The sequence below is a fragment of the Nocardioides abyssi genome (assembly GCF_030412915.1).
In the GTDB taxonomy this organism is placed as follows: Bacteria; Actinomycetota; Actinomycetes; order Propionibacteriales; family Nocardioidaceae; genus Nocardioides; species Nocardioides abyssi.
This window is the reverse complement of record NZ_JAUHJR010000207.1, coordinates 1-274: the sequence shown is the minus strand read 5'-3', so window position 1 is coordinate 274 and position 274 is coordinate 1. Positions and strand designations below refer to the sequence as shown.

Genomic DNA, 274 nt, shown 5'->3' with positions numbered 1-274 from the left:
ACGCTCTCGGTGCATTGATCCGCTATACGGCCGCGTTTCTGCTGAGCGGCGCCATTCCGCTGCTCTCCTGGCTACATCCGGCGGCACCGGTGCTGATTCTTCCTGCAATCCTATTTCTATTGCTGGGATCGGAAATGGTTGCGCGACGAGGCGCGGTGCCGGCGACGTTGCAGGCCCCCGCCAGCTACCGGCTTCTGCCCCAGCTTTATATTCCGGCGCAACTCGCGTTGATCGCGTGGGCAACCCGGATGTCAGCCCATGCGAGCCCCCTTGG

The 274-nt window shown here is 63.1% G+C and carries 1 protein-coding gene; it reads left to right on the top strand.

The window, feature by feature from the left end:
* A partial coding sequence (locus QWY29_RS20505) for a hypothetical protein (RefSeq protein WP_300963070.1) occupies nt 1-274 on the top strand: 274 nt, incomplete at both ends.